This window comes from Flavobacterium flavigenum (assembly GCF_027111255.2).
Classification (GTDB): Bacteria; Bacteroidota; Bacteroidia; order Flavobacteriales; family Flavobacteriaceae; genus Flavobacterium; species Flavobacterium flavigenum.
Window position 1 is genome coordinate 4,891,715 of the sequence record NZ_CP114285.2, and the last position, 24,081, is coordinate 4,915,795.

General features: G+C 36.4%; 11 protein-coding genes. All 11 read left to right on the forward strand.

All coding sequences use genetic code 11. From position 1 onward, the window contains the following. Window positions 1-64 precede the first annotated feature (64 nt). The 11 genes from OZP09_RS20420 to OZP09_RS20470 all read left to right on the forward strand — a co-directional run bounded on the left by OZP09_RS20420 (window position 65) and on the right by OZP09_RS20470 (window position 24,061). Entirely contained in the window at window positions 65-1,117 is a 1,053-nt protein-coding gene (locus tag OZP09_RS20420) for a glycoside hydrolase family 43 protein (RefSeq protein WP_281309906.1), read from the forward strand. Window positions 1,118-1,129: 12 nt separating this feature from the next. Then, on the forward strand, window positions 1,130-2,317 hold the full coding sequence (locus tag OZP09_RS20425) for an aldose epimerase family protein (RefSeq protein ID WP_432419442.1): 1,188 nt from the start codon (window positions 1,130-1,132) through the stop codon (window positions 2,315-2,317). A 177-nt stretch (window positions 2,318-2,494) separates the two neighbouring features. Further along, entirely contained in the window at window positions 2,495-4,660 is a 2,166-nt protein-coding gene (locus OZP09_RS20430; protein ID WP_269235466.1) for a TIM-barrel domain-containing protein, read from the forward strand. Between the two features lie 43 nt (window positions 4,661-4,703). After that, window positions 4,704-7,061, forward strand: coding sequence for a GH92 family glycosyl hydrolase (locus tag OZP09_RS20435; RefSeq protein ID WP_281309907.1), 2,358 nt, complete (start codon window positions 4,704-4,706; stop codon window positions 7,059-7,061). A 13-nt stretch (window positions 7,062-7,074) separates the two neighbouring features. Then, window positions 7,075-8,034 carry a glycoside hydrolase family 43 protein gene (locus OZP09_RS20440; RefSeq protein ID WP_269235468.1) on the forward strand — a complete coding sequence of 320 codons (960 nt, stop codon included), beginning with the start codon at window positions 7,075-7,077 and terminating at the stop codon, window positions 8,032-8,034. 881 nt (window positions 8,035-8,915) lie between these two features. Next, window positions 8,916-12,059, forward strand: a complete 3,144-nt coding sequence (locus OZP09_RS20445; protein WP_281309908.1) for a SusC/RagA family TonB-linked outer membrane protein — start codon at window positions 8,916-8,918, stop codon at window positions 12,057-12,059. Window positions 12,060-12,076: 17 nt separating this feature from the next. Beyond that, window positions 12,077-13,972, forward strand: a complete 1,896-nt coding sequence (locus OZP09_RS20450; protein WP_269235470.1) for a RagB/SusD family nutrient uptake outer membrane protein — start codon at window positions 12,077-12,079, stop codon at window positions 13,970-13,972. Between the two features lie 16 nt (window positions 13,973-13,988). Next, window positions 13,989-15,155 (forward strand): SusE domain-containing protein, encoded by a 1,167-nt coding sequence (locus OZP09_RS20455; protein ID WP_269235471.1) that lies wholly within the window; start codon window positions 13,989-13,991, stop codon window positions 15,153-15,155. A gap of 236 nt (window positions 15,156-15,391) precedes the next feature. Next, window positions 15,392-19,501, forward strand: coding sequence for a TIM-barrel domain-containing protein (locus OZP09_RS20460; protein WP_281309909.1), 4,110 nt, complete (start codon window positions 15,392-15,394; stop codon window positions 19,499-19,501). 99 nt (window positions 19,502-19,600) lie between these two features. Next, window positions 19,601-21,922: an RICIN domain-containing protein gene (locus tag OZP09_RS20465; RefSeq protein WP_281309910.1), complete on the forward strand. Its 2,322-nt coding sequence runs from the start codon at window positions 19,601-19,603 to the stop codon at window positions 21,920-21,922. Between the two features lie 18 nt (window positions 21,923-21,940). Further along, window positions 21,941-24,061 carry an RICIN domain-containing protein gene (locus OZP09_RS20470; RefSeq protein ID WP_281309911.1) on the forward strand — a complete coding sequence of 707 codons (2,121 nt, stop codon included), beginning with the start codon at window positions 21,941-21,943 and terminating at the stop codon, window positions 24,059-24,061. The last annotated feature ends 20 nt before the right edge of the window (window positions 24,062-24,081 follow it).

Here is a 24,081-nt window from a genome sequence, read left to right on the forward strand (position 1 = left end):
GAAATAATAATCAAAAGCGACCAATACTTACATGCCTCAAACTGCTCATAAAATAATTATCATAATGAAAATAAATAATTCAATAATCAAACAAATACTAATGCTGATACTCTTTTGTTTAGTGAGCAAAACGGTTTCCGCACAGCAAACATTTACTAATCCTCTTTTAGATTACGGAGCAGATCCTTACAGCACTTATCATAATGGTTATTATTACTATACTCATACGATGCAAAATCATCTGGTTCTTTTAAAAACCAAAAGTTTAGCAGACCTTAAAAATGCTGAAAAGAAAGTCATTTGGACAGCACCGTCAAACACCGAGTATTCTGCTGAGATCTGGGCACCTGAGTTTCATTTTATCAAAGGTAAATGGTACGCCTATTTTGCTGCAGATAATGGCTCTAACAATACACACAGAATGTATGTTTTAGAAAATGATTCGAAAGACCCAATGCAGGGTGAGTGGGTTTTTAAAGGAAAGATTGCGGCTCAGACGGATAAATGGGCTATTGATGGAAATATTTTTACATACAAAAAACAATTGTACATGATTTGGTCCGGTTGGGAAGGAGATACTAATGGACAGCAAAACATTTATATCGCAAAAATGAAAACTCCTATACAGATTGATGGCGACAGAGTTCGTATTGCTAGTCCGACAAATCCTTGGGAATTGCACGGTGCACTGCATGATGATGTAAATCCACCGCAAGTGAATGTAAATGAAGGCCCTCAGTTTTTGACACATAAAAACAAAGCATTCATTGTTTTTTCGGCAAGCGGATGCTGGACCGATAATTATAGTTTAGGACTGCTCACTTTTACAGGAAAAGATAATTTACTGGATTCTTTGGCCTGGGTAAAATCAGATAAGCCTATTTTGGAACAATCAAATAAAACAAAAGTATATGCTCCGGGGCATAATTCATTCTTTAAGTCACCAAACGGAAAAGAAGACTGGATTTTATATCATGCCAATTCCAACCCGGGTGAAGGATGTGGTGTGCAAAGATCTCCAAGAATGCAGCAGATTAAATGGGACGAAAATGGAAATCCGGTTATTGGTGAACCGGTATCAGAAGGAGTTTCTGTAGCTATTCCTGCAATGAAATAATTAAAATATAAAATGATGAACAAAAATCAATTAGTCGGTATTCTTCTTTTTGGGATGCTTTTTCAATTTTCTTGTCAGAAGAAACAAAGTGATAATTCCAATGACTCAAATAAATCGGTAACCGAAAATGTAAATCCGAAACCGACAGCTCTTGATTCGGTTGATTTCAAAGAAGAAATCGACGGAAAAGAAGTAAATCTTTACTGGATAAAAAATAAAAATATCCAGGCGGCTTTTACCAATTACGGAGGGCGTCTGGTTAGTTTACTCGTTAAAAACAAGAATAATGAATTTATAGATGTGGTAGTTGGTTTTAAAAGTATCAAAGATTATCAAAACTCAACCGAGAAATATTTTGGCGCCACTATCGGACGCGTTGGCAACCGAATCGCAAAAGGAAAATTCACATTAAATGGCAAAAATTATAGTGTTCCTGTTAACAATGGTGAAAATGCTTTGCATGGCGGGACAAAAGGGTATGAGAGTGTAGTTTGGAATGCAGAAAAAATTAATGACCAGACTTTGGTTTTTACTTATGACTCTCCTGATATGGAAATGGGTTTTCCCGGAAATTTGAAAGTAAAAGTTACTTACAGCGTAACCACTGATAATGAAATTAAGATGGAATACGAAGCAAAAACCGATAAAACGACGATTGTGAATTTGACCAATCATGCTTTTTTTAATCTAAACGGAGAAGGAAGCGGAACCATTTTAAATCATATCTTACAATTTAATGCAAAAGAATATACTCCTGTTAATAAAGGCTTAATTCCGACAGGTAAGATTGAAACAGTTAGTGGAACGCCATTTGACTTTACAACACCTCATACAATTGGAGAACGTATAAATGCGAAAAATGTTCAATTGGAAAACGGAGGCGGATACGATCATAATTTTGTATTGAATAACAAAAAACAAAACGGAATGGCGCATTTAGGCTCGATAACAGGAGATGTATCAGGTGTTGTGATGGATATTTACACCGAGGAACCAGGTTTTCAGTTTTATAGCGGTAATTTCATGCAAGGCAAAAATACATTCAAATCAGGCGCAAAAGATGATTATAGAACTGCTTTTGCTTTAGAGACACAACATTTTCCTGATGCACCCAATCATCCGAATTTTCCATCCATAACATTAGAGCCTAACGCAGTTTACCATACTGTGTCTGTTTATAAATTTTCAGAAAAACCTTAATTTTTCTGTTCTTTAATGTTTTTTAAATAGTTGATAATCTGATACTACAGCAAAATTTATAGTTATTTTTTACAAAAAAATTTTGTAGAATGAAATTGTTTCTATTTATTTGCTAAAACGTTTTAGTATCATTATTTTTTAAACTTATCATAATATAATAATATTTAAATTTCTAATATGAATTTTAAAACCATAATATTTTCAATATTTATTATTTCAGCAGGTTTGAAAATAGATGCACAACAAGTTTCTTTGCAAAAAAAATCAGCAGTAGGAAATCGTATAGTAGAATTTATACCCAAAGGATATGATAAAAACAAAACCCCATCATTAATTCTTGCATCTGAACCAAATTCAAAGGGTAAAATACCAACCGACTGGTCTTTGATCCCTGAATTTTCATTCGCAAACAATAAGGCAAGTGCTGTTTTGAATTTAAAAGGTGATATAAGTTTATATGGTGGAGGAGAGGTTACAGGGCCATTATTGCGTAACGGTCAGTCTATAAAGTTATGGAATACAGATACAGGTGCTTATAGTGTTGAAGGCGGTAAAAGATTATATCAGACACATCCATGGGTGATGGGCGTACGTCCTGACGGATCTGCTTTCGGAATTATTTTTGACAGTACTTGGAAAGCAGAATTAATTACAAATTCCAACCAAATTATTTATAATTCTGAGGGCGCTTTGTTCAGAGTCTATATAATCGACAGAAAATCGCCTCAGCAGGTTATGAAAGGACTTTCTGAATTAACAGGCACAATTAAATTGCCTCCTCGCTGGGCACTAGGATATCACCAATGCCGATTCTCTTATGACAGTGAAAAACGTGTTATGGAAATTGCTGATAACTTTAGGGAAAAGAAAATTCCATGTGACGTGATCTGGATGGATATTGATTATATGCAGGGATACAGGGTTTTTACATTTGACAGTATCAGGTTCAAAAATCCAAAACGATTAAATGACAATCTGCATGCAAAAGGCTTTAAGGCAATTTACATGATAGATCCGGGAGTTAAAGTAGATAAAGAGTATACAGTTTATAAATCCGGTTCAAAAAATGACCTGTGGGTGAAGCAAACTAACGGAGAGGAATATCACGGTAAAGTGTGGCCTGGAGATTGTGTATTTCCCGATTTTACAAGTCCCAAAACCAGAAAATGGTGGGCAGAACTTTACAAAGATTTTTTAAATACAGGAATTGACGGAGTCTGGAACGACATGAATGAACCTGCCGTAAATGATAATGATTTCCCTGAAGATAAACGTATCGGGACAATGCCTTATGATACTCCGCACAAAGGAGGCGGAAATTTACCGCAGGGTTCTCACTTGCTGTATCACAATGCTTATGGGCGATTGATGGTGGAAGCTTCTTATGACGGAATTCTAAAAACAAATCCTGAAAAACGTCCGTTTCTTTTAACGAGATCTAATTTATTGGGAGGACAGCGTTATGCGGCTACATGGACAGGTGATAATTATGCTGGTGAGGAGCATATGAAACTATCTGTCCCGATGTCGCTTACACTCGGATTATCAGGACAGCCATTCAGCGGTCCGGATATAGGTGGTTTTCTTGGAAATACACATGGCGATTTATGGGCAAACTGGCTTGGATTTGGAGCATTCATGCCCTTTGCAAGAGGTCACGCCTGTGCAGGAACAAATGATAAAGAGCCTTGGGCGTACGGTGCTGAAATAGAAAAAACATCACGAATTGCTTTAGAAAGACGCTATCGTTTGTTACCGTACTTATACACCCTTTTTTATGAATCTTCTAAAACCGGAATGCCGGTTATGGCGCCGGTATTTTTTGCTGATGTTAAAGATTCACGCTTAAGAGCAGAGGATCAGGCGTTTTTATTAGGAGAAAATCTTTTGGTGGTTCCGGCATTTGCAAAAAATCCGGTACTTCCATCAGGAATATGGGAAGAATTAAATCTTATTGAAGGAGAAAAGACAGATAAATACCAGGCAAAACTGAGTATCAGAGGCGGAAGTATTATCCCTGCCGGTAAAGTGATCCAGAATGCGGGAGAAAATTCATTCGATCCGTTAAGTCTTTTTGTTTGTCTTGATAAAGAAGGCAAAGCAAAGGGGGAATTGTATATAGATTCAGGAGACGGATTTGGGTTTCAGAAAGAAGATTATGCCTTACTAACTTTTACCGCTGAGAAACACAATGATACTGTTATTGTTAAAGCTGCTAATGTTGAAGGCAAGAGAAATAGCAATGAGGATATAAAAGCCGTTAATGTAAGTTTGGTACTTGACGGTAAAACATATAGTGGTTCTGGTACTCTTAAAGAAGGTATTACAATTAGTTTGAAATAAAATCATTAGTGATGTACGAAGCAAATTGCATAATAGTTTAAATATGAAAAAAAATGTGGTGAGATTCTGGATTATAAGTGCTATCTGTTTAATGAGCAATATAGTTACAAGCCAAAAATCAGATAAAAAGTTATCCGATTATGTAAAGCCTAATATTGGAACGGCACACAGCCGTTGGTTTTTTTATACTCCTGCTGCAATGCCTTTCGGACTGGCAAAACTTGGTCCGTCAACTAATGCGCATTTGGGAAACAAGGACGGATGGGAAGCTACAGGTTATGATGACAGGGATACTTCTATTGAAGGTTTTGCGTGTTTGCATGAATTTCAGATTGGCGGTATTGTTCTGGCACCTTCAGTTGGAAAATTGCAGACAATACCAGGTAGCCTTGAAAACCCTGATGAAGGTTACAGGTCCAGATTCGACAGAAAGGATGAATATGCAACAGCAGGATATTATTCAGTATTGCTTAAGGATTATAAAATTAAGGCAGAACTTACGGCTACAAAAAGAGTAGGTTTTCAGCGTTATACTTTTCCAAAATCATCTCAGTCCAATATCATTTTTGATATTGGAAACAGACAAGGTGAAAGCGGAGCTGTTAAGGAATCAAAAGTAGTCATCACTAAAGAGGGAAGGATAGAAGGTTATGTGATTACAATGCCTGAATATGTAAAAAAATACCAGAAAGGTGCTGATGTAGCCATCTATTTTTCGGCTATTTTAGATAAAAAGCCAAAGAGTTTTGGTGTGTTTACTAAAAAAGAGATTCTAGGAGGCAACAAAGAAATTTCAGGTAAAGGAGCCGGAGTTTACCTGACTTTTAATACAAAAGAAAATGAAACAATCACCGTTAAAATTGGTTTATCATACACCTCTGTAGCTAATGCCAGAATTAACCTGGATGCAGAAGCAAAAAAGTTAAATTTTGATACAGCAAAAAAACAGAGCCTTGAAGTATGGAATGATTATTTAGGCAGAATAACTGTAGAAGGTAAAAACCAAAATGATAAAATTAAATTTTATACAGGGCTTTATCATGCTTTGTTAGGTCGCGGCTTAGGAAGTGATGTAAACGGAGCGTATCCAATGAATAACGGACAAGTAGGGCAAATTCCACTTGACGCGAAAGGAAAACCTCAGCACAATTATTACAATACAGATGCTATTTGGGGAGGGTTTTGGAATTTAACCCAATTGTGGGCACTTGCCTATCCGGAGTATTATGCTGACTGGGTTCAGGGACAAATATTGGTTTATAAAGATGCAGGCTGGCTCGGAGATGGTATTGCAAACAGTAAATATGTATCGGGCGTAGGAACAAACTTTACAGGGCTTGCGATAGCATCAGCATATAATTCAGGTATTCGGAATTTTGATGTAGAAAAAGGTTACGAAGCTGCATTAAAAAACGAATTAGAATGGAGAGACAGGATAGAAGGTGCAGGAAAGATGGATGTAAAACAGTTTGTAGAACTGGGCTATTCGCCATATTTAGATAATATGGATTATAATACGAATGCAGAAGGTTCAGGATTTTCAGCTTCACATACGCTAGAATATTCGTATAGCGCTTATGCTGTTGCACAATTTGCTAAAGTATTAGGAAAAACAAAAGATTACGAAAAACTTATAAAATTAGCTGACGGATGGAAATTGCTTTATGATAAAGAAACGACTTTTATAAGACCTAAATATGCAAATGGGGAATTTATAAATGATTTTGATCCATCGCAGCCGTGGAGGGGATTTCAGGAAGGAAATGCCTGGCAGTATACGTTTTATGTCCCTCATAATGTTCCTGAATTAGTGGCGACTTTAGGAAAAGATACTTTCAACAATCGTCTGGATGATATCTTTACAAGATCTCAAAAAAATGTATTTGGAGGAGGAACTAAAATAGATGCATTTGCTGGACTATCAGGTTTTTATAATCATGGAAATCAGCCAAATCTTCATATATCTTGGCTTTTTAATTTTTCTGGAAAACCTTATTTAACTCAAAAATGGGTACACGCTATCTGTGATGAATTTTATGGAACCGAAGGAATTCATGGTTACGGCTACGGTCAGGATGAAGATCAGGGACAATTAGGCGCCTGGTATGTAATGTCATCAATTGGATTATTTGATGTTAAAGGCCTTACTGATATCAATCCGTCATTTGAAATCGGAAGCCCGTTATTTGATAAAATCACAATTAAACAATTGGGAGAAAAACGTGATAAAACTTTTGTTATTGATGTAAAAAACAATTCGAAAACGAATATTTATTTGCAGGAAGTAAAACTAAATGATGCTAATTTAGAAAAACTTTCTGTCGACTTAAAATCCATTAAAAAAGGAGGTTCTTTAAAAATAAAAGTAGATTCGAAACCAGTTGATACGTGGTCAGACTAAAAATCAGGATTTTATGAAACAAGTTTTATTTTTTCTTTTTGTAATTTTTTGTTCAAAAACAATTGCACAAAATAATAATCCCATATTCAAAGGCTGGTATGCAGATCCTGAGGGAATTATTTTTGATAAAACCTATTGGGTGTATCCTACTTTTTCTGCCCGTTATGAAGATCAGGTTTTTTTGGATGCTTTTTCTTCAAAAGATCTCGTACATTGGATAAAACATCCCAGAATTTTAGATACCACAGCAGTCAAATGGGCTAAAAAAGCAATATGGGCGCCTTCAGTCATTAAAAATAAAAATAAATACTTCCTGTTTTTTGGAGCAAATGATATTCAGAGCGATAAGGAACGAGGCGGAATTGGTATTGCAGTAGCTTCGAAACCTCAGGGACCTTATAAAGATTATTTAGGAAAACCATTAGTTGATAAATTTTATAATGGAGCACAGCCCATTGATCAGTTTGTGTTTAAGGATAAAGATGGTCAGTATTATTTAATTTATGGCGGATGGAAACATTGTAATATTGCGAAATTGAAACCTGACTTTACCGGATTTGTACCTTTTGAAGATAAAACAGTTTTTAAAGAGATTACACCAGAAAACTATGTTGAAGGTCCGTTTATGTTTATCAGGAACAATAAATATTACTTTATGTGGTCTGAGGGAGGCTGGACCGGCCCTGATTATTGTGTAGCATACGCTGTCGCAGATTCTCCACTGGGACCTTTTAAAAGAATTGGAAAAATATTAGAACAGGATTCTAAAATTGCCAACGGAGCAGGGCATCATTCAGTTATAAAACATCCTGATTCAGATGTTTATTATATTGTTTACCACAGAAGACCTTTAACAGAAACAAATGGAAATTCAAGGGAAACTTGTGTTGAAGAAATGCATTTTGATGAAAATGATTTCATAAAACCTGTTGTAATCACAAATGAAGGTGTAAAAGCCCATTCTATTAAGTGATAATATAGCCGTAGAACGTAAGGTTGCTTTATGCTGTAAAAAATCAGGTTTTCTATTTTACTTTGCAGTTAGGTATTCCTGTTAGACGAATAAAACACTTTATTACTACGATTTCTTACAGGGTATTTACTTTGAAATTCACAATCCATTCAGTGGATTAAAATGATGATTTTTTGTCTCGTTTCAAAGTATTATACTTCTAACTTTCTTAAATTCAGTTATCTGTACAGCTTTCAAAAATATCTTTTCTACTTTGCATTGTTTGTTAGCAATATTCTTAAAATGTAATTTTTAAAGCTCGAAAGTATTTACTTTTCTACAAGTCTATTTAAAAAACTATTTTCAATGTTTTATGATAGAACCCTTGTATTTTACAAGATGAGTCATGGCGGCATTTTATCCTGACGATTTTCGATCATAATAAATATTAAATATATTTTGAATAAAAATGAGGGCCTAAAAATAAAATAGAAAACCAGGATTCTATGCTTGAAAATATCTCACTTTTATTGTAATTGTTAAAATAGATTTTCCGTTTGTAGCATATTACCTATTTATTTTAATGATAATGTATTTTTTCAGTGTTTTCGGGGCTCTGTGAACCATTTGAACATAATTTTGAAACAAAATGGGATTAAAATTACCTGATCAATACTCTAATTTGGTCAAAAATTAAAATGATGTTTTTTGTGTAATAAATTATTTTATTGATAAAAAAAAGATATTAGAATTTAGTATGCTTTAAAAAATAATATAATTTGATGATTTATCAATATTTGAGATTTCTTTTACAAAATCAAGAAAGTACTAAAATCAAATTATAAGAGCACATCTTAATTTAAAAAAAAAAACTAACTAATTAAACCAAAAAATTAACTCAGATGAAAATCAAAACGACTTGGAAAATGCCATCCACGCCACTGAACTTATTTGCCTTGAGTAAAAAGTTCAGTACAAATGGATTGATTTGCTTATTGTTTCTAATGCTCTGCGCAGGAAGTGCTTATGCACAAACCAAAAAATCACAGGATCCCATAAAAATAACGGGAAAAGTAACAGATTCTAAAGGATTGTCGATGCCTAATGCTACCGTACTCGAAAAAGGTACAAAAAATGCAGCTTCAACAGACTTTGATGGAACTTTTACTATCACGGTATCTTCTCCTCAGGCAATACTTGTATTTAAGTACATTGGAATGAAAGAGGTTGAAAAGCCTTTAAATAATACTAAAAAAATAGACGTAGTACTGGAAGATGAGACAAACGATCTTCAAACAGTTGTAGTTGTGGGTTACGGAACGCAGAAAAAAGCTTCGGTTGTAGGAGCCATAAGTACCATAAAGCCTTCACTGTTGCAGGTAGGAACTGCCCGTACATTAAGTAACAACCTGGCAGGACAAATTACCGGAGTAATGGCTGTTCAAAGATCTGGTGAACCGGGTTATGATCAGTCTGATATTAGAATTCGTGGAATTTCTACTTTTGCAGGATCAACAAATCCGCTTGTATTGGTAGACGGAATTGAAAGAAACTTAAATGATCTTGATCCTTCAGAAATTGAATCTTTCTCTGTTTTGAAAGATGCTGCTGCCAGTGCTGTTTATGGTGTAAGAGGTGCAAACGGTGTTATTTTGATTAATACAAAAAGAGGGTTTGTAGGTACTCCAAGAATACAACTGAGAACTGAATATTCAGTCCAGGAGCCTACTAAATTGCCAAGTTTCATTGGTGCTGCTCCTTATATGAGTTTACTAAATGAATTATCCGGTACAGAATTATATTCTCAGGATCGTATTGCAAAAACCGCGAGTAAATATGATCCTGATTTATATCCTGATGTAAATTGGGTTGATGATATAACAAAAGATTATGCTTTTACATCAAGGACCAATTTTAATGTTGCCGGAGGATCAGAAATTTTGCGATACGCATTAACTGTTTCTCATTATAACGAAAAAGGGATTCTTGCAGGAGACCCTAAACAAACGTATGATTCAGAAACTAAACTTAACAGAACGAATGTTCGTTCAAATGTTGATGTTAACTTATCAAAAACAACTTTATTGAGAGTAAATATTGGAGGTTTTTTACAAAATCTTAATAAAGGAAACAGCAGTACTGATGAATTATTTGGTTTTGCTTTTGAAACAACTCCTTTTGCGCATCCAGCTGTTTATTCAGACGGAACCCTTCCTAAAATTCCGCAACGTCCAAATCCGTGGGCTGTAAGTACGCAGCAAGGGTATTACAAACAGGGAGCAAGTAAAATCGAAAGTTTAGTTTCATTAGAACAGGATTTTAAAGCTGTTACTCCTGGTTTAAAAGCGAAATTTACTTATTCATTTGACTCTTTTTCTCAAAACAGAGTAACGCGTGGTAAAACTCCTTTTTACTATAATGTTGCTACTGAAAGAGATCTGGACGGGAGTTTAATTAAAAGCAGGCTCGATAACAGTGGTCAGGAATATTTAGGATATACTACTTCACAGGATTTTGGAAACAAACGTGTTTATCTGGAAGCAAGCACAACGTATAGCCATACTTTTAATGGTAAACATGATGTAAACGGTTTATTGTTATATAATCAGGATGAATATCAGGATGACAGAGGACCTCAGGCTTTCAGGCATCAGGGACTGGCAGGAAGAGCTTCTTATACTTTTGATCGTAAATATATTGCTGAATTTAATTTTGGATACAATGGATCAGAAAATTTCGAAAAGAAAGATCGTTATGGATTTTTCCCATCTGTAGCTCTGGGATGGATTGCAAGTGAAGAAAAATTTATGGAGCCATATAAAGACGTTTTTAATAAAATTAAATTCCGTGGTGCTTATGGACTTGTAGGAAATGATCAGATTGGAGCCAATAGAAGATTTGCTTATTTAACTACAATCAGTGATAATAATAATTCAGACTATACTTTTGGTACAGGAACTGGTGTGAAATTCGAAGGAATTGAGGAAGGTGAAATTGGAGTAGGAGGTTTGACCTGGGAAAATGTAGCAAAAGCAGATTTAGGTGTAGAATTAGGAATACTGAATATGATTGACTTGACAGTTGATGTATTCCAGGAAAAAAGAAAGGACATCTTTATTTCTAGAAATACTGTTCCAAGTCAGGCAGGTTTTATTAATGCACCGTGGGCCAATTTTGGAAAAATGGAAAATAAAGGAATTGAAGTTTCATTGAATATAAACAAACAGATAACACCTGATTTTTTCATGAGCTGGCGTGGTAATTTTACTTATGTTGAAAATAAGGTAACTGAAAGAGATGAAGCTGCTTCTTTAAAAGGTACTTACCGCTCAGCGACAGGTATTCAGAATAATACTTTGTGGGGTTTAACTGCAACAGGCTTATATACAAATGAAGATTTTGCTACTATCAGTGATAATCCTCAGCAAAATGTTTTAGCTCCTGGGGTTGCTATACCACAATTTGGTGCGGTACGTCCGGGAGATATTAAATATAAGGATAGAAATGCTGACGGAATTATCAGTGGATTAGATGAAGGCTATATAGGAGGAACAACCGATCCTCAAATTGTGTATGGTTTTGGAAATACTACAAAATACAAACAATTCGACTTTAGTTTCTTTTTTCAGGGTGTAGCAAAATCAGAAAGAATTATTGGTGGAGCTAATTTTATACCAGGAAGCGGTCAGGGTACTTTAGGGAACATTTACAGTAACTACAATGACCGCTGGACAGAAGAAAATCCAAGTCAGGATGTGTTTTGGCCTAGATTAAGTTACGGTACTAACGCAAACAATTCTGTTGCTTCTACCTGGTGGAAAAAAGATATGAGTTTTGGCAGACTTAAAACTTTGGAGTTAGGATATACATTGAAAAAAGCGGTAGCTGAAAAAATCAAATTACAAGGAGTAAGAGTGTATTGCAGTGGTAATAATCTATTCTATATCTCAGATTTTAAACTTTGGGATCCGGAGTTAGGTACATCAAATGGTTTAAAATATCCAACAACAAAATCTATCCTTTTTGGATTAGACGTAACCTTATAATTTTAAAAAAAATGAAAATGAAACATATATATATCAGATCAATATTCCTTTTTTTAGGATTATTTTTATCGTCATCGTGTTCAGATTACTTAGATAAAGAAAGCGATACCGAACTTACTCTTGATGCTGTTTTTCAGAGCAAGACAAAAGTAGAGAACTGGCTGGCTTCCTGCTATTCAAGGATACCTGATCCTATTTGGGGAGGAACTGTTCGTCAGACTGGATGGGAAATCTTAGCAGATGATATTACTCCGTCTGAGAGATGGCGTCAATATGGCTGGGATGTAATACCATTTATATTGGGCGACTGGTCGGTAGGTTCGCAATGGGCACCAGGATACTGGAATGGACTCCCTCAAAGAATTAGAGAATGTAATATATTTATTCAGAATATCAAGCCATTACCTGAAGATGGTTTGACACAAGATGAGGTTAAATTAATGATCGCGGAGTGTCGTTTTTTAAAAGCCTATTATTATACACTTTTATTAGATACTTATGGGCCGATTCCTTTTAATCCGGACGCAATTACACCTGTTGATTATAATCTTTCAGATTTACAGGTAGGCCAGACTCCTTATGATGAAATCGTAACCTGGGCTGATAAAGAATTGAGAGAGGCTGCCCTGATTTTGCCAACTTCTTATTCAGATGGTAGAAAATTTGGACGCGCAACATCCATTATGTGTGAAGCTGTTAGGGCGAGAATGTTACTTTTTGCCGCAAGTCCGCTTGTAAATGGTAATCCTGAGTATGTTGGCCATAATACTAAAGACGGAAAGCCATTATTTAATCCAACCTATGATGCTAATAAATGGAGAATTGCTGCAGATGCCAGTAAAAAATTAATTATGGATGCAGAAGCTGCCGGTCATAAATTATATACAGAACTGAATACTGCCGGAAAAATTGACCCTTTTATGTCTTGTCAAAACCTGCATCTTGTAGAGGCAAACAATGGAAATAAAGAAGTATTGTTTGCACGTCCGAGTGGTGATTACAGAGAGTATGACAGACATTCGGCACCAAGTGGAAATGGAGGAGCAGGCGGATTAGGAGTTACACAATCTCTGGTAGATGCTTTTTTTATGGATAACGGTCTGCCAATTACAGATCCGTCTTCCGGATATGTTGAAACAGGTTTCTCTTCAGAAGATGGATACTGGACTGGCGGATCAACAAAATTTAATGCAGTTAAAAGCCCAGGTCTGGTTACAGTAGCAGGGACATATAATATGTATTGCAATCGTGAACCAAGATTTTATTTAGCAGTTAATTTTGATAAAGCCTGGTATACTGAAGGCGATAATGCCGGAAAAGATAATGGCAGAAAACTGGAATTTTTTAACGGTGGAAAAGATAATAATCATACGCATGATGCCCCACAAAATGGTTATTTAGTAAGAAAAAGAACTGATCCGACAAGAAATCCGCGTTCAGGCTATTTTGCGGCACGCCACGGAATTCTATTTAGATTAGGAGAGGTGTACCTGAACTATGCTGAAGCACTTAATGAATCAGATCCGGGTAATGCTGATATTCTGATTTATCTTAATAAAATCAGGGAAAGAGCTGGTGTAAGAACTTATACTACAGGACCATCTGATGCTTCAAATATACATGTTGACAGTGATCAGGAAAGCATTAGAAAGGTAATCAGAATGGAACGAAGAGTTGAGCTTTGCACTGAAGGAATACGTTATAGTGATTTAAGAAGATGGAAATTAGCGGAAACAGTGCTAAATGGTCCTTTCTACGGAATGAATTACAATGGTACTAATGCAAATGACTTTTATAAAAGAACCGTTTATCAAAACAGGGTGTACAAAAAATCTTTCTACTGGTTTCCTGTATACTTAGCAGAAATTGAGAAGAATCCAAATTTAGTACAGGCACCTTTCTGGGACAAATAATTTAAACGAAACTAAAATGAAAAATATAAAAAATATTATCTCATTTATCATAATGAGTATCGTTCTTGTCTCTTGTGAAGATAAAGGACTTGAGAATGCTGATTGGCTTAAAGAACCCAATTTTGCTAATCCGATGACTTTAAGTCTTTCCGTTAACGAAGTTGTATTGGTAAAAGAAAATGAGGGACAAAATGCCATAACTTTTACCTGGACAAAAGGAAATGACAGGGGAGCCGGAACTAATTTGACTTACTTTTTACGTATGGATATTGAAGGTAAAAATTTTGGAGAAGGAATGGACAAGGATAATGACAATTATACGACCATTACAGAAGAACTGCCACAAGGTGTTTTTACTAAAACTTATACGGTAAAGCAATTAAACGATTTATTGTTGAAAAACTTTAAACGTCCGGGTGGTGTTGTCACGAACCTTCAGTTGCAGATAATAGCAAGGGTAGATAATAGCAAGCAGTTTCAGCTTCCGGAAGTATCTACATCCACTTTTTCTGCTACGAGCTATAGTCCTGGACCGTTGCCATTGTTTATGGTTGGAGATGCTATAAGCGGAAACTGGGATTACAGCACAGGTAAAAGCTTACCAGAAATTACTGAAAGAACAATTTATAATTATATTGGAAATTTTTCTGTTGGCTCATTTAAGGTTATTGAAAAACCAGGCAATGAACTGCCATCTTATGATCCTGCAGCCGGAAATACGCTTGTTTATAATGAAACAGAGCCAAGAACAGCCGATAATGTTTTCAAAGTAGCTGAGTCAGGTCGTCATTCGTTATATATGGATATTGATCAGAAAACCTATGTTTTTGGATATGTGCCTTACGAGAATATTTATATGGTTGGAAATGCAATAACCGGTATAGGCTGGGATATTGGAAAGGCCAAACAAATGACATGGGATCCTAAGAATCCTGAAGTTTTTTCATACAAAGGACAATTTGATGCGGGCGAATTTAAACTTTATACGCAGCAAGGCAACTGGGGAGGCAGAGCTTTAATGCCTGCAATAAATCTTACGAAACTTGTACCTGATGCAGCCCCAACACCAATGTCGTTGATGCCAAACGCTAATCCAGATAATAAATGGCTTATTGAAGCGACAGGGAATTACGAACTTATTGTTAATCCTGCGAAAATGACTATTGCGCTAAAAAAACTGTAGATATAGTAATAAATATTTTCAGGTAATAAAATTGTCCCAACAAAATGAAGACAAAACTTTCCAATCTGATGTATTGGAAGGTTTTGGATTCTTTTTTTAGTATTTATAAGATTATTCATTTCTAAATAAAAGAAAACGAAATCTTACAGGTTTTGTAGGTCTTTCTTAGTCTAAATATTTATTGCTAAATATTTAAAAAAGAATCACAAAAAATCCCTTAAAATAACGAAACAATTATGAAAAAAGGATTACAATTACTCCTATTGATTCCTTTATTGGTATTCAATGGACTTATAACCCGGAGCCAGACTTCAAATATGGCTGGGGATAATATTGCTGTTTTTTACCCAAATAATTTTAATCCTTCAGGGACATTGCCGTCTCTGATTTTTACAAATGATTTTACCAATCAGGGCACTGTTCCTCCAACATGGGCCATAAAACCTGTTTTTAGTACTGCAAATGGTAAAAGTATAGTAAAAATTTCCTATACAGGGAGTGTAGATTTTTATGGCAACGGAGAAGTAACAGGACCGTTGAGGCGTAATGATACTCAGGTAACGTTATGGAATAGCGAAGCACCGAATTACTGGATTGATAATGGTACCCGTCTTTACCAGTCACATCCATGGATTATGGGTGTACGTCCTGACGGTACTGCTTTTGGAATTATTGCAGATCATACCTGGAAACAATCTTTTGTAATAACAAATCCGGTAACCATAACTTCGGATGGTCCTGAATTCAGGGTGATTGTTATTGAAAGAAGCAGTCCGCAGGAACTATTGAAGACACTCGCCGAGTTAACCGGAAAAATAGAACTTCCTGCTTTATGGACATTAGGGTATCAGCAAAGCAGATTTACTTATACTCCGGACTCAAAAGTTAAGAGTATTGCAGATGAATTTAGAAATCGAAAAATTCCGTGTGACGTTCTCTGGATGGATATTGACTATATGGATGAATATAAGGTGTTTACTTTTAATCAGAGTACATTTGGCAATCCCAAAGGGCTGAATGATTATTTGCACAGTAAAAATTTTAAGGCGGTATATATGATTGATCCTGGTGTAAAAAAGCAGCCTGGTTATTTTGTATACGATCAGGGAAAAGCGGGTAATCATTGGGTACAAAAGGCAGATGGTACAGAATTTAATGGTCAGGTCTGGCCCGGGGATGTTGCCTTTCCGGATTATACAAGACCTGAAACCCGTACATGGTGGGCTGGATTGTATAAAGATTTCATGAACAGAGGAATAGACGGGATTTGGAATGACATGAATGAACCTTCTGTATTTGACACTCAGAACAAAACAATGCCTGAAGATAATTTGCATCGTGGAGGAAATGGACTGCCAGCAGGTACACATGCAAGATACCATAACGTATTTGGCTATTTGATGGTCAAAGCTAGCCGAGAAGGTATCGCTGCAGCTAATCCGGATAAACGCCCATTTGTTTTATCACGTTCCAATTTTTTGGGTGGACAAAGATATGCAGCTACTTGGACAGGAGATAATTCTTCTACCTGGGCACATTTAAAGCTGTCTATTCCGATGTCTATAACATTAGGGCTTTCCGGTCAGCCTATTTCCGGTCCTGATATTGGCGGTTTCAACAACGATTGTACGCCTGATTTATTGGGGCACTGGATGGCACTTGGCGCTTATTATCCTTTCTCAAGAAATCATGCTGCGAACAATGCTGTCAATCAGGAACCATGGGTTTTTGGTTCTAAAATTGAAAATGTTTCCCGTACAGCTGTCAATAGAAGATATCGTCTTCTTCCTTATATGTACACACTGTTAAGAGAAGCCTCGGAAACCGGAATGCCTTTAATGAGACCTGTGTTTTTTGCAGATAATACTGATCTGAGTCTGCGAAATGAACAGCAGGCTTTTATGGTGGGGAAAGATTTACTGGTTGTTCCGAGATGGGCTGTAAATCCGAATCTGCCAAAAGGAAACTGGAATAAAGTAAAACTAGAAAGTACTGAAGACGATAAATATCAGGCCACTTTATATGTAAGGCCAGGCTCAGTAGTTCCAATTACTGATGTTATTCAAAGCACGTCAGATTACAAAAGTGACAATATTACTTATCTGATCAATCCGTTACAAGACGGAACTGCCACGGGGCAACTTTACCATGATGATGGGGATGGATTCGGATACAAATCAAATGATTATGCCCTCCACGGAATTACTGTAACCAAACACAATGCTGATTCATTAAAGGTTTTAATTAATCAAATAGGAGGAAGTAAAAACATTAATCGTGTCAGCAGAATAGGATATGTTACAGATAATGGAATCGAATATTCGGGCTGGTCAACTAATACTGTACGTTATGTACCTATAATAAGAGACGAAAATCAGAATCCGGATTTAGGCATGATAAACACTATGTTTCTTAAAGGAAGCTTTAACGCAAATGTAGCTCCAATGATAAATGTTGGGGAAAAGAAATGGAAGTTTGATTCCCTTAATTTAAAAGCCGGTCAGACATATACTCTCAAATTTATTCAGAGCAAAAATGCAAACGGATTAGAATGGGGGGGGGCAACTGGTTTAATCGGAAAAGCGATACAAACAAATGATAGCAGTAATACAATTTCATTTACTATAAATGCTGATGGTAATTACAGTATAACATTTGATGAATCTACACTAAATTATACAGTTCAGAAAACTCCGGCAATCAATTCACTATCCATTGTAGGGGATGCTACAGATCTTATGAATTTCGATATGCTGGGATTGCCAATGAATCAGTCTCTTGAAGATTTGAATGTTTTTACATGGACAGGTCATTTATTTACCAGTAATGGGAAAACGGAGGGAAAATTTAAGTTCCATTACGGAACTGGAGGTCAATGCGATGATGTATGGATTTATGCAAATTCAGCAGATCAGCCCTTGTCTTCAACATCAATGGTAATTGCAAATGGCTGTACGTACCCGGATAATAAATGGAAAGTAAAAGCGGGCGAAAATGGTACATATAATATAACTGTTAATACTGCGACAAAAGTAGTCAAGATAGAAAAGATTCATGAATTTGCCACTTTGGCTATAGTCGGAGATGCTACTTCAATAGGCTGGGATCCTAAGGGACTGCTAATGGATCATTCTCCGGATCAGCCCGATATTTTCAGATGGACAGGAAAATTAACGGCAAGCAATGGCACAACAGAAGGGACATTCAAGTTTCATTCCGGACCGAATAATTTTTGCGATGATATTTGGCTGATGTCCACAGATGCAGATCAGGCTTTGTCTGCCACTACCTATAAAGTAGAGAATGGCTGTAATAATGATAAAAAATGGAAAGTTAGTGATGGTCAGACGGGTACTTATACTATTACTATTGATGTTGTTGCCAAGACAATTAATATAAAGAAAACAGTTACTACAATGGCGATTGTTGGAGACGCTACCTCAATAGGTTGGGATCCAAAAGGACTTGCAATGCAGCAATCCAATGATAATTTGAATGTTTTTACATGGACAGGAAAATTATCAGCTGGAAATTTTAAGTTTCATTCGGGCTTAAATAATTTTTGCGATGATCTCTGGTTGAATTCAGTTACAGATAACCAGTCGATATCTGATAATAATTTTACAATAGTAGATGGATGCACTACAGATAATAAATGGCTGGTAAAATCTGGAGAAACAGGGATTTATAAAGTAACTGTGAATCTTGAAATTCAAAGAGTAAGTTTCCAAAAAACAGAAGTCCAGTCGCTTTCAATTTTTGGTGACGCCACTTCTGCCGGCAATGATACGAAAGGTTTGTTAATGGAGCAATCTGCAACGGATCTAAATGTTTTCAGCTGGACAGGAACATTATCAGCTTCAAATGGCAGTACCGACGGGAAATTTAAATTTCATTCAGGCACGGGCAGCTGCGATGATATATGGTTATATGCACCTATTGCAGACCAAACGCTGTCTGGAACTGCATTTACAAAAGCAGCCGGATGTGCAGCACGTGATAATATGTGGAAAGTGCCTGCAGGAGGAACAGGGACGTATAAAGTCACGGTTAATTTAGTAACTAATAAAGTAAGTATTCAAAACATTTCTGCAAATCTTGGTAAGAATGATTTTACGAAAGAGAAAAGTTTCATTTATCCAAATCCCGTTGGGAACACAATTTTCTTCAGTACAGATATGTCCGGAATAAATGTGAGTATTCTTTCTGCAAATAGCAGTCTGGTTTTAAAACAAAAAGTAGATAGTAACAACAGCATCGATGTTTCTAAACTAAGTGCAGGTTTGTATTTTGTTATTACAAATAAAAATGGGACTAAGGTTTCCAGAAAATTCATAAAGAAATAAGCATAAAAAAGGCCTGACTGAATCTGATGGAATTGATTTGGTTAAGGCTTTTTATTTACATCATTTATTGTTTAGCTATTAATCTTAAAGAAGTAAATTATGAAGAATCTATTTAAAACCGAAGGTGTTTGCGTGCTGTTCTTTTTGTTATGTGTTTCTAATTTATTTTCACAAACAGCTGATCAGCGTGCAGAAAATCTACAGAACGGAACTAATGCTATTTTTATGTCTGCAGATAAAAGTTACTACAAACATAACAGCGCTTCAGACAATGATCCTTATGGTTATGGATACTGGATACAGGCACACACGCTGGAAACATTAGCAGATGCGTACCAAAGAACCCGCAATAATGTCTATAAAGACCGAATGAAAAGTATTATTGCCGGGATCCGAAAATACAATCTGTATGGGGACGGAACGTATCATAATGATTTTTATGATGATTTGGAATGGCTTTGTCTGGCGAGTTTCAATTGCTACAATGCAACTAAAGATCCTGAGTTTTTAGACGCAGTTCATCAAATCTGGACAGAAATTAAAACCGGATATGCAAATGGCGCCATGTCATGGAAAAAAGGCTGTACAACGCCCTGTAAAAACTCAATTGCGAATGGCCCGGCTATTGTTATTGCGGCGAAATTGTATCAATTAGAAGGAGATAACAGCAACCTTCAAATGGCAAAAGATATTCATGCCTGGATGAAAGCAAATGTTTTTAACGCACAGGGCGGAATTTGGGATTCACCAACCAATACAGACCCTGACTGGCAGTTCTCCTATAATTCCGGAATGTTCATCGCCGCTTCTTTGCAGCTTAATCTTGTTACAGGTACACAATCGTACATAGACGATGGCATCAAAGCATGTGAGTTTATGATGAATTACAGAAATTATAACGGAGGCGTATTTTTCCTGAATGAAAATGGCCAGGGAGACGGCGGTTTATTCAAAGGAATTTTCGCCAAGTGGTTTATAGAATTTGTCCGTATGGGGAATTTAACGCAGGGTCAAAAGGATAGGTATTTAGGTGTTATCAATTATACAAGCAATTATGTTTGGGCTAAAGCCGTCAATAAATCTAATTATTTAATCAATTCCTATTGGGATTCATTACCAACCGGAACAATTGATTTATCTACTCAGTCAGCTGGTCTTCATTTATTTGAATCTGCTGCCAGTTTAAACAAGGTTCATACTTATCAAAATATTAATTACGGAGGTTTTTATTCCCAACTTTCTCCCGGGAATTATACTTTGGCACAACTTCAGGCAAGAGGTATTGCTGATAACGATATCACATCCTTAACAGTTCCTGACGGTTATGTGGTTACGGTTTATGAAAATGATAATTTTGGCGGGGCTTCCAAAGTATTCACTGCAAATTCAGCCTGGATTTCCGATTGGAACGACAGGATTTCATCCTTGAAAATAGTAGATACTAACACTTCATTAGTGAATGTTTATCAGGATATAACTTTTACAGGTTACACTGCCGGCCTTAATGTTGGCGATTATACTCTGGCACAACTTCGCGCAAAAGGGATTTTGGACAACGATATTACGTCTTTAAAAATCACTGAAGGATACAAAGTAACCGTTTATGACGGTGATAATTTTACCGGAGCTTCAAAAGATTTCACCGCTACTACGGATTGGACTGGAGACTGGAATGACAGAACTACCTCTTTGCGTATTCGTCCTAACGGAACTCCTAATTTAGGAAACATAACCTACTTTTTGCAAAATCGCCATAGTGGTTTGTACATGGATGTTTGGGGATTAAGTACAGCAGATGGAGGCAATATTGCACAAGGGAATTACACCGGAGCCAATAACCAAAAATTTAAATTAATCGATGCCGGAGAGGGAGCTTATCAGATTCAAGGAATCAATAGCGGAAAAGCTGTAGATATTGCAGGAGTAAGTACAAAAAACGGAACGAATGTGCATCAATGGACTTACGTTGGTGCAGCAAACCAGCAATTTATAGCGGTTTCAACAGGTGATGGTTATTATAAATTGGTAGCCAAACATAGCGGAAAATTGGTCGAGGTAGCCGGTTTTAGCACTGTAAGCGGAGGAAATGTACAGCAATGGGAAAATGCAAATCAGGCCAGTGGACATTGGAAACTGATTCCTGTCGGTACAGCTAAATTAGCGAAAACCTCATCGGACACAGAAACCAAAGTTGAGGCAACGACTATAAATATATACCCGAATCCGGTTGAAAGCACATTATTTTTTACCGGCGAAGTAACAGGAGCGAAGGTGCATATTTTTTCATCAGCAGGAAACACAGTTTCAGAACAAAAAATAAAGACTGATAATGTAAATGTTTCAGGTTTGGCAGCGGGAACTTATTTTATAGTTTTTGAAAAAGACGGAACAAAAATTACAAAGCGATTTATTAAAAAATAAGGTCTAAAACTACAAATTATGATGCAAATTAAAATAAATGGTTACAATCTGATTGATAAATTTAGATTGCGTTTTACAGTATTTTTAATGTTTATCGGTCTTGCAATTCCGGCGCAGGCACAACTTAGCGGTAATCCTCTGTTTACAGGAGCCGATCCGGAGATTCATTACTTTAACAACAAATATTATATTTATACGACTGCTATTTACGGTACACAATTTCATGCGTATTCCTCAAATGATTTAACCAATTGGGTTGACGAAGGCCTTATTTTCGATCTTTATCCGGATAGTCCGTGGTCACAAAATAATGGCTGGGCACCGGCAGTCGTTTTCCGAAACAATAAATATTATTTCTATTACACTGCCGAAACCAAAATTGGCTGTGCTGTTGGTAATACACCTATAGGTCCTTTTACAGACATTGGAGCACCGCTTATCGGAACCGATCCTTATACCGATGATATTATTGATGCGAATGTTTTCATTGATGATGACGGACAAGCGTACATTTATTATGGAGGGTCAGGGAAAAGCAAAATGGTGGTTCGTAAGTTAAATCCTGATATGATTAGTTTGTCGACAGGACCTACAAACATCACCCCTCAAAATTACACTGAGGCGCCTTATATGATAAAAAGAAAAGGAATTTATTATATGACGTATTCCAATGGATCCTGGTTTAATGATACTTACAATGTACAATACTCTACTTCTAATTCGCCTATGGGGCCCTGGACATACAGAGGTAAAATATTAAGTTCTAATGTAGAAGACAAAGGTCCGGGACATCATGGCGTATTAAAAATGGGAAATTGTGATGAATACTACATCATTTATCACAGGTATGAAAACGGTACTTCGGGAGAAAGGAAAATTGCAATTGACAGAATGTATTTTAACTCAGCCGATTTGATTGAAACGGTAAATATGACCAATTATGGAGTTGCTCCCAGAATACCGGATTTGTCCTGTCCTACGCAAAATATTGTTTCGGGGGGTATTTACAAGTTAACGCACAAAGGAACAAATCAATGCCTGGATGTTTTAAATAACGGAAGCCAGTCGGGAGCAAATATTCAGCAAAGTACAGACAATGGAAACGATGCACAGCGTTGGATTGTGACACTTGAGGCAGATGGTTATTATAAATTAACACATAAAGGAACCACTCAGGTTTTGGATGTAGATAACAATAGCAGTGTGGCTGGAGCCAATGTGCAGCAATGGACAGATCTTGGTACTGATGCACAACGCTGGAAAATTGAAATGATGTCGGACGGCTATTGCAAACTGACTCACAAAGGAACCACCCAGGTTTTGGATGTAAGTAATAATAGTAATCAGTCGGGAGCTAATGTACAGCAATGGACAGATCTTGGTACTGATGCGCAAAGATGGAGATTCGATCTTATTGAAGTACCCATTGTTTCCGGAGGAGTGTATAATTTGACTCATAAAGGAACTAACCAAAGACTGGATGTGAGTGGGGGCAGTACACAGCAAGGTGCAAATGTACAGCAGCATAATCCGAATCAAACTGATGCACAGCGGTGGGTAATTACAAAGGAAGCTGATGGGTTTTACAAATTAACGCACAGAGGAACAAATCAGGTTTTAGATGTAGATAACAATAGCAGTGTGGCTGGAGCCAATGTGCAGCAATGGACAGATCTTGGTACCAATGCACAGCGATGGAAAATTGAATTAATGTCTGATGGCTATTTTAAACTTACTCACAAAAACACCAGTTTATGTCTTGATGTTGTAAATAATCTTGCTGAACCGGGAACAAATGTGCACCAGTACACAGATAATAATAACGATGCACAGCGCTGGAAACTGGATTTAATAAAACCGACCAATACTTCCAGAATAGCGAAATCACCATTAGAATCTCAGGATGAAACTGAAACTGGAGCTATTAATGTGTATCCAAATCCGGTCAAAAACACACTTTTCTTTACTGTCGAAATGAATGGAATTCAGATTCGTGTTTTTTCTCAAACAGGAAGCCTGGTTATGGATCAAAAAGGAAGAGATAATAGTTTAGATGTTTCGGGTTTAGCAAAGGGAATTTATTTTGCTGTTTTTGAAAAAGAGGGCATAAAAATTACAAAACAATTTATTAAAAAATAAAGTTAAGCTTCTTTTAAAAA